At 73.7% G+C, this 1,131-nt stretch carries 1 protein-coding gene; it reads left to right on the plus strand.

The window, feature by feature from the left end:
* Positions 1 to 996, plus strand: a 996-nt coding sequence (locus tag P1P75_RS41615; protein WP_319265266.1) for an ABC transporter permease, incomplete at its 5' end; no start/stop codon positions are given.
* Positions 997 to 1,131 lie beyond the last annotated feature (135 nt).

Raw genomic sequence — 1,131 nt, forward strand, 5'->3', positions numbered from 1 at the left:
CATCGCGAGCAGGGCGAGGGCGAGGACGGCGACGAGACCGGCCCAGAAGGCCAGCCCCGACTGCTGCCGTGGCTCCTGCGCCTGCACCGTCCGGGGCTGGCCTTCTGGGCCGGTCTCGTCGCCGTCCTCGCCCTCGCCCTGCTCGCGATGTGGGGCCCGCTCGGTGCCGCGGCCGCCGACGGCTGGCGGCAGTTCCGCGCCTGCGGCGACAGCGGGCCGTGCGGTTACGACCAGGACGCGATCATCCGGTACCGGGACGTCTACACGTACACGACGTTCGCCGTGATCGGGCTGCCCTTCCTGGTCGCCGCCTGGGCGGGCGCCGCCCTGGTCGGCCGCGAGCTGGAGAACGGCACCGCCCACCTCGCCTGGACGACGGGCCTCTCACCGACCCGCTGGCTGGCCGCCAAGCTGGCCGCCCCCGCGGCCCTGATCACCGCCTGCACCGGACTGCTGGTGCTGCTGCATCACCTGGCCTGGTCGGCGAACCGGCACCACATCGACACCTCCAAGTCCTGGGCCGACTCCCCCACCCTGCACGCCAACGGCCCCACCACGGTCGCCCTCGCGCTGGCCGGCCTCGCCGCCGGGGTCCTCGCGGGCCTGCTGTGGCGCCGTACGCTGCCCGCGCTGCTCGCCGGACTGGGCTTCACCGTCGTCCTGCGGTTCGCGACCGACCTGGCCATGCCGCATCTGTGGCCGTCCGTCACGCGCGTCACCGGCCTCGACACCGGCTACGTCATGGAGGGTGTCGAGGTCGACTCCGGCCTGGTCACCGCCGACGGCGCACACATCGCCGACCCCGGCTGCGGTCCGTCGTTCGTCGACGGCTGCGCCGAGGTGTACGGCAAGCTCGACGCCACCGGTTTCTACAGGGAGTTCCACCCCGAGTCGCACTACTGGCCTCTCCAGCTGACCACGAGCGCCCTCCTCCTGGCCGTCGCCGCCACGGCCGTGACGGCGTCCTTCCGTCTGCTGCGCCACCGCACAGCCTGACGCACCCGACGGCTCCAGCACCCGGCTCCACCACGCGGGCCCCGTACGTCCCTCCACGGGGGAGAGACGTACGGGGCCGAAGCCGTACGGAGGCCAGCAAGCCGTACGGGAACCAGCCGACCCCGACCCCCCACC

Source organism: Streptomyces sp. ID05-39B, assembly GCF_033794725.1.
GTDB classification, from domain to species: Bacteria; Actinomycetota; Actinomycetes; order Streptomycetales; family Streptomycetaceae; genus Streptomyces; species Streptomyces bobili.